At 51.2% G+C, this 7,143-nt stretch carries 6 protein-coding genes; all 6 read left to right on the forward strand.

What is annotated here, in order from left to right; all coding sequences use genetic code 11:
• Nucleotides 1-10: 10 nt before the first annotated feature.
• Nucleotides 11-1,234 carry a 2-oxoglutarate dehydrogenase complex dihydrolipoyllysine-residue succinyltransferase gene (odhB, locus tag ACTF5Z_RS04185; protein ID WP_438984614.1) on the forward strand — a complete coding sequence of 408 codons (1,224 nt, stop codon included), beginning with the start codon at nucleotides 11-13 and terminating at the stop codon, nucleotides 1,232-1,234.
• Nucleotides 1,235-1,271: 37 nt separating this feature from the next.
• Entirely contained in the window at nucleotides 1,272-2,708 is a 1,437-nt protein-coding gene (gene lpdA / locus ACTF5Z_RS04190) for a dihydrolipoyl dehydrogenase (RefSeq protein ID WP_423848765.1), read from the forward strand.
• Nucleotides 2,709-2,804: 96 nt separating this feature from the next.
• Nucleotides 2,805-3,974, forward strand: a complete 1,170-nt coding sequence (gene sucC, locus ACTF5Z_RS04195; protein WP_423848766.1) for an ADP-forming succinate--CoA ligase subunit beta — start codon at nucleotides 2,805-2,807, stop codon at nucleotides 3,972-3,974.
• On the forward strand, nucleotides 3,974-4,846 hold the full coding sequence (sucD, locus tag ACTF5Z_RS04200; RefSeq protein ID WP_009577373.1) for a succinate--CoA ligase subunit alpha: 873 nt from the start codon (nucleotides 3,974-3,976) through the stop codon (nucleotides 4,844-4,846). Before sucC ends, sucD begins: the two co-directional genes overlap by 1 nt.
• Nucleotides 4,847-4,957: 111 nt before the next feature.
• Entirely contained in the window at nucleotides 4,958-6,844 is a 1,887-nt protein-coding gene (gene htpG / locus ACTF5Z_RS04205; protein WP_438984615.1) for a molecular chaperone HtpG, read from the forward strand.
• A 105-nt stretch (nucleotides 6,845-6,949) separates the two neighbouring features.
• A partial coding sequence (locus ACTF5Z_RS04210) for a hypothetical protein (RefSeq protein ID WP_438984616.1) occupies nucleotides 6,950-7,143 on the forward strand: 194 nt, incomplete at its 3' end.

The following is a 7,143-nucleotide window of genomic DNA, read 5'->3' on the forward strand; positions in this document are numbered from 1 at the left end:
GGAACTGTTAATGACTATCGAAATAAAAGCCCCCGCGTTCCCCGAGTCTGTTGCTGACGGTGAGGTAGCTACTTGGCATAAGCAAGAAGGTGAGGCTGTTGCTCGCGACGAGCTAATTGTGGAAATCGAAACCGACAAGGTTGTTATGGAAGTTGTCGCTCCAACAGATGGGGTGATTTCAAAAATTCATGCTGCCGAGGGGACGATTATCGAGAGCGAACAGCTGTTGGCCACGATCGAGGCGGGTGCAGTCGCGGCGTCGAGCTCTTCAGATGAATCAGCTAGCCCGGAGCTCCCAGCTGAGGCGACGGCTACAGCCGTTGGCGCCGGACCAGCGGCCCGAACTCTGATGGAAGAGCACGGTCTTAAGGCATCTGATATAAAAGGCAGTGGTAAGGGCGGACGGATTACCAAAGAAGATGTGGTTGCACACGTGCAGTCATCGTCTAGCCAAGCAGAGCGAGTGGTGGCACCGAGTGTGGCAGCACCGACAACCGAAGCGACGGCAGCTCCAAGTGGACCGAGCGGAGAGCGCGTAGAACGCCGGGTGCCCATGACCCGTATGCGAGCTAAAATCGCCGAGCGCTTGTTGGATGCGACTCAGCAAACAGCAATGCTCACGACCTTTAACGAGGTGAATATGGCACCTCTGATGGAGCTTAGACGCAAATATAAGGATCAGTTCGAGAAAACACACAACGGCACTCGGCTCGGCTTTATGGGCTTTTTTGTCAAGGCAGCTTGTGAGGCTCTGAAGAGATTTCCTGAAGTCAATGCGTCCATCGATGGTAATGACGTTGTGTACCACGGCTACCAAGACATCGGTGTGGCGGTATCAACCGATAACGGTTTAGTGGTGCCGGTACTTCGCGATGCAGACTTTATGAGTATCGCTGACGTCGAGGCAAAAATTAAAGAATTAGGTCTGAAAGCGCGCGGCAACAAGCTCACCATCGATGATATGACAGGCGGCACTTTCACGGTAACCAATGGTGGGGTATTTGGTTCGCTAATGTCGACGCCGATCTTGAACCCGCCTCAGACAGGCATCCTAGGTATGCACAAAATACAAGAGCGCCCAATGGCCGTTAATGGTCAGGTCGTGATTTTGCCTATGATGTACTTGGCGTTGTCGTATGACCATCGATTAATCGACGGCAAGACTGCTGTACAGTTTTTGGTTGCTGTCAAAGATCTTATTGAAGATCCCGCAAGAATTCTCTTACAGCTTTAGAAAGCTTGCGTAACTTACCGATTTTAAAGGGATTGATATGTCGAAAAAGTTTGATATTGTGGTCATAGGAAGTGGACCCGCCGGGTACGTTGCTGCGATTAAAGCCGCTCAGCTTGGTTTCTCTACGGCTTGTGTAGAGCGCTGGGTCGACGAGTCTGGGGTTGTTAAGTTAGGGGGTACCTGCTTGAACGTTGGTTGTATCCCGTCGAAAGCGCTGCTGGACAGCTCTCACAAGTTCTCGATGGCACAGTCAGAGCTATCACAACACGGGATTCAGGTTTCGAAACCCAAAGTCGACGTAGCAGCCATGTTGGCAAGAAAAGATGGCATCGTAAATCAGTTGACCTCTGGTATCGCCGGTCTGTTTAAGCACAACGGCGTCACCAGTATTGCGGGTAGTGGTAAAGTTTTGGCGGGGCACAAAGTTGAGGTCACCGCACCTGATGGTGAGGTATCAGTCCTTGACTCCGAACATGTCATCATTGCGGCCGGGTCAAAGCCAATTGAGATTCCGCCTGCACCCACCGACGGTAAGCTTATTGTTGATTCGACAGGCGCACTCGAGTTTGACCAAGTGCCGAAACGTCTGGGCGTTATTGGTGCTGGCGTTATTGGTCTTGAACTCGGAAGCGTTTGGGGTCGTCTAGGCGCCGAGGTGGTTGTGCTTGAAGCGATGGACACCTTTTTGCCGATGATGGACCAGGCGATTGCCAAGGAATCAGCGAAAATCTTTAAGAAGCAAGGGTTAGACATTCGTTTAGGGGCCCGTGTTACAGGAACCGAAGTCAAAAAGAACAAGGTCGAAGTCACATTTCAAACAGGTGACGCGACGCATACGGAAGTATTCGATAAGTTGATTGTTGCTGTCGGCCGGCGCCCGGTCTCAGACGAGTTGCTCGCGTCGGACAGTGGCGTCACGCTTGATGAGCGCGGTTATATTTATGTTGACGAACATTGCGCTACTGAGGCGCCGAACGTGTACGCCGTAGGCGACGTTGTCAGAGGCCCAATGCTGGCTCATAAAGGTTCCGAAGAGGGCGTTATGGTCGTTGAACGGATTGCCGGCAAGCCTGTTCAAATGAACTACGATTGCATTCCAAGCGTCATCTACACGCACCCCGAAATCGCTGCTGTTGGCAAAACGGAGCAAGAGCTCAAGGCCGAGGGTGCCAACTATAAAGTCGGTACTTTCCCGTTTGCTGCCTGTGGCAGAGCCCTGGCGTCCAATGATTCCGAAGGCTTAGTCAAGATGATCGCGTGTGCCGATACCGATCGCGTGCTGGGTTGTCACATTGTGGGACCAAGCGCGGCAGATCTAGTTCAGCAAGTCGTCATTGCGATGGAGTTTGGTTCTAGCGCTGAAGACTTAGCGCTTACTGTGTTTGCGCACCCAACGGTTTCCGAGGCTGTCCACGAAGCGGCGCTGGCTGTCGATGGTCACGCGATACACATCGCTAATCGCAAAAGACGGTAACATGTCTTTTTTGGCACGGAATAACGGATAATAACATCGCAGAAACGAGGCGAAGTGCGCTTCGCCAAACTATAGACGAGTAAGGATAGTGAAACTATGAATCTTCACGAATACCAAGGTAAACAGCTGTTTGCACAGTATGGTTTGCCCGTGTCAACTGGCTATGCGGTTGACACACCCGAGGAAGCCGTTGCCGCTGCTGAGAAAATTGGTGGCGACATGTGGGTGGTCAAAGCGCAAGTACATGCTGGCGGTCGCGGTAAAGCCGGTGGCGTTAAATTAGTCAAGACGACAGATGAAATCGCAGCGTTCGCGAAGCAATGGTTGGGGCAGCGTTTGGTCACCTACCAGACGGATGAGAATGGTCAGCCAGTGTCAAAAATTCTGGTTGAATCATGCACTGACATCGCTGAAGAGCTTTACTTGGGCGCCGTGGTAGATCGTAGTTCGCGCCGCATCGTCTTCATGGCTTCAACCGAAGGTGGCGTAGAGATTGAGAAGGTCGCCGAGGAAACGCCAGAGAAAATCCTGCGAGCGATTATCGATCCACTGGTTGGCCCGCAGCCATTTCAAGGGCGAGAGCTCGCCTTTAAGCTCGGTTTGCAAGGTGACCAAATCAAGCAATTTGTGAAAATCTTTATGGGCTTGGCGACAATGTTCCAAGAGAAAGATTTGGCGCTTATCGAAATCAACCCGCTGGTTATTACTGAGCAAGGCAACCTCCACTGTTTGGACGCAAAGCTTGGGGTCGACAGCAATGCGATGTATCGTCAGAAAGCCTTAGCAGAAATGCATGACCCCAGCCAGGAAGACGAGCGCGAAGCCCACGCGGCAAAGTGGGAACTGAATTATGTGGCTCTCGATGGCGATATCGGCTGCATGGTCAATGGCGCGGGTTTGGCGATGGGCACCATGGATATCGTTAAGCTACACGGTGGCGCTCCTGCTAACTTCCTTGACGTAGGTGGCGGTGCGACCAAAGAACGCGTATCCGAGGCGTTCAAAATCATTCTGTCAGACGAAAATGTTAAGGCCGTGCTGATTAATATCTTTGGTGGCATTGTGCGTTGCGACCTTATCGCTGAGGGTGTCATTGGTGCTGTCGAGGAAATTGGCGTTAAAGTACCTGTGGTTGTTCGCTTAGAGGGCAACAATGCGGAACTGGGGCAGCAGGTTTTGGCGGAGTCTGGTTTGAATATTATTGCGGCTACGAGCTTGACCGACGCCGCAGAACAAGTGGTTGCTGCAGCGAAAGGGGTTGCCTAATGAGTATTTTAATTAACAGTGAAACCAAAGTGATTTGTCAGGGCTTCACGGGCTCGCAAGGTACATTCCACTCAGAGCAAGCTATCGCTTACGGCACCAAAATGGTTGGTGGCGTGACGCCAGGTAAAGGCGGACAAGAGCATCTTGGCCTACCTGTATTTAACACAGTGGCTGATGCTGTCGAAGCTACTGGTGCTGAAGCTTCCGTAATTTACGTGCCTGCAGCTTTTTGCAAGGACTCTATCCTTGAAGCTGCCTTTGCGGGAATCAAGCTCATCGTGTGCATCACCGAAGGGATCCCGACCTTAGACATGCTGGATGCCAAGGTCAAATGCGACGAGTTAGGCGTTCGTTTAATTGGGCCTAACTGCCCCGGTGTAATTACACCCGGGGAGTGTAAAATCGGCATCATGCCCGGTCATATTCATTTGCCCGGCAAAGTGGGTATCGTGAGTCGTTCCGGCACATTAACTTATGAAGCCGTTAAGCAAACCACGGATGCAGGTTTTGGCCAATCGACGTGCGTTGGTATCGGAGGGGATCCTATCCCTGGGTCTAACTTTATCGACATCCTCGAGATGTTCGAAAAAGATCCAGCAACGGAAGCGATCGTCATGATCGGCGAGATTGGCGGTACGGCGGAGGAAGAAGCTGCTGCCTATATCAAAGCCAACGTGACCAAGCCCGTCGTGTCATATATCGCGGGTGTTACTGCACCTAAAGGTAAGCGTATGGGTCACGCTGGAGCAATCATCAGTGGCGGTAAAGGAACTGCTGATGAAAAATTTGCCGCGCTTGAAGATGCAGGTGTGACTACTGTCCGCTCGCTCGCAGATATTGGTGTCGCCCTGAAAGAGCGCACCGGCTGGTAAGCCACGCATAATCCAGAAGCCGACCTTGTGTCGGCTTTTTTTTTGCTTGAAGTTTCTGGGATTGGCCCCATATCTACAGCACCTACAAAAGCTGAATAAGGAAGTCACACCATGTCCGAAACCACGAAAGAAACCTTGGGTTTTCAGACCGAAGCCAAACAACTGTTGCAGTTGATGATTCACTCTTTGTATTCGAACAAAGAGATTTTTCTGCGCGAACTGATTTCCAATGCTTCGGACGCGATTGATAAGTTGCGCTTTGAATCACTGGACCAGGAAAGCCTGCTGGAAGGGCTTGGCGATTATGCGATTCACGTCAGCGTGAATAAAGACGCCAAGACCTTAACTATCGCAGACAACGGTATCGGAATGTCTCGCGAAGAGGCGATCGAGCATCTTGGGACCATTGCGAAATCGGGTACTGCAAATTTCATGGCGTCGCTGACCGGCGACCAAAAAAAGGACGCCCAGCTGATTGGGCAGTTCGGCGTTGGCTTTTACTCGGCCTTTATCGTGGCAGACAAGGTGGAGGTCCATACGCGTCGCGCCGGAAGCGCAGCGACAGAGGGCGCCTTGTGGACCTCTCATGGTGAAGCGGATTTCACCATTGAAACCAAAGAAAAAGAATCTCGTGGTACTTCGATCACGCTTTATTTAAAAGACGATTGCGCTGACTTTGCTGACGATTGGCGAGTGCGTAGCGTCATCAAAAAGTACTCTGACCATATCTCTGTTCCCGTGATGATGCCGGCGGCGCAGACTGCTGACGATCAGAGTGACACCGAGACGCCCACCTGGGAGGCGATTAACGAAGCGACAGCGCTTTGGACTCGCCCCAAGGCAGACATCGCGGATGATGAATATCAATCGTTCTACAAACATATTTCACATGATTTTGACGATGCCTTGACTTGGAGCCACAACAAAGTCGAGGGCAAACTGGAATACACAAGCTTACTGTACGTGCCTAAGAACGCGCCTTTCGATCTGTGGAATCGTGATATGGCGAGAGGATTGAAACTCTATGTGCAGCGTACGTTTATCATGGACGAAGCCGAGCAGTTTTTGCCTTTGTATCTGCGTTTTATTAAGGGCGTGGTGGACTCTAACGATTTACCCTTAAATGTATCGCGCGAGATTTTGCAAAAAGACGGTGCAGTGGAAAGCATGCGTTCAGCACTAACGAAACGAGTGCTGGACATGTTGTCTAAGTTGGCAAAAGGCGATGACTACCAACCGTTTTGGTCGACGTTTGGGCCGGTCATAAAAGAAGGGCTCGGTGAGGATTTTGCGAACAAAGATAAAATCGCTAAGTTGTTGCGTTTTAGCAGCACTCACAGTGATTCTGATGTGCAGGATCAATCCTTTGATGACTACCTTGGTCGCATGAAGCCCGAGCAAGAGAACATTTATTACGTCTTCGCGGAAAATCACAACACAGCAAAACGCTCTCCTCACCTCGAGTACTTCCGTAAAGAGGGTATAGAGGTCTTAATCTTGAGCGACCGCATCGATGACTGGGCGATGATGCAGTTAGGCGAATATGAGGGTAAAAAGCTCCAAGACGTGGCTAAAGGTGACTTAGCTCAGCAAAGTGAGGAAGCGAAACAGGCCCAGGAGGCTCTGGAGCAATCGTCTGAAAGTTTGGTGGAGCGCATGAAAGCGGTCTTGTCTGAGCAGGTAGAGTCGGTCCGCCCATCGGTAAGGTTAACCGAATCACCGACCTGTTTGGTTGTAGGCGACTTTGACATGGGCGCTCAAATGCGACGAATCATGGAGGCTGCTGGTCAAGCGGTCCCAAAAACCAAGCCCGTGCTGGAGATTAATCCGGAGCACCCCCTGCTAAAAATGCTCGATGCTGAGTCGGATGAAGATAAGTTCAGCGATCTCGCGTTAGTTCTATTCGATCAGGCCCAACTGGCAGAGGGTGGTCAGCTAGAAGATCCCGCAGCTTACGTTCAAAGACTTAACGCTCTCCTATTGAAGCTGAGTGTTTGACGACAGTCAAACCAGTGGCCATCCGGCGTCTAATCGCTCGGATGGTCCTTTGGTGATTTCGTCCTGAGTGCATTACACTGTGGTCACTATTGCGTTGGATTGGGTATGCATAAATTACTAGGCGTGTGTGTCATGATGTTCGCGTCACTTACTGGCGCAAACGAGAGCGAATTCATCGATCTTTCGTCGTCACCTCACGCCATACTGATTCGGCAGGTCGATAGCGACGCTAACGATCGTGAGATTGGCTTGGATGCGCTGCAAAAGCGCCTCGGCCACTGGGGCTTCGAACAGAGCAT

This window comes from Aequoribacter sp. (assembly GCF_965659035.1).
Lineage (GTDB): Bacteria > Pseudomonadota > Gammaproteobacteria > Pseudomonadales > Halieaceae > Aequoribacter.

Bases quoted from the DNA above. Each gene is read 5' to 3' on its own strand.
- odhB (WP_438984614.1), top strand. From the start codon at position 11: ATGACTATCGAAATAAAAGCCCCCGCGTTCCCCGAGTCTGTTGCTGAC.
- lpdA (WP_423848765.1), top strand. From the start codon at position 1,272: ATGTCGAAAAAGTTTGATATTGTGGTCATAGGAAGTGGACCCGCCGGG.
- sucC (WP_423848766.1), top strand. From the start codon at position 2,805: ATGAATCTTCACGAATACCAAGGTAAACAGCTGTTTGCACAGTATGGT.
- sucD (WP_009577373.1), top strand. From the start codon at position 3,974: ATGAGTATTTTAATTAACAGTGAAACCAAAGTGATTTGTCAGGGCTTC.
- htpG (WP_438984615.1), top strand. From the start codon at position 4,958: ATGTCCGAAACCACGAAAGAAACCTTGGGTTTTCAGACCGAAGCCAAA.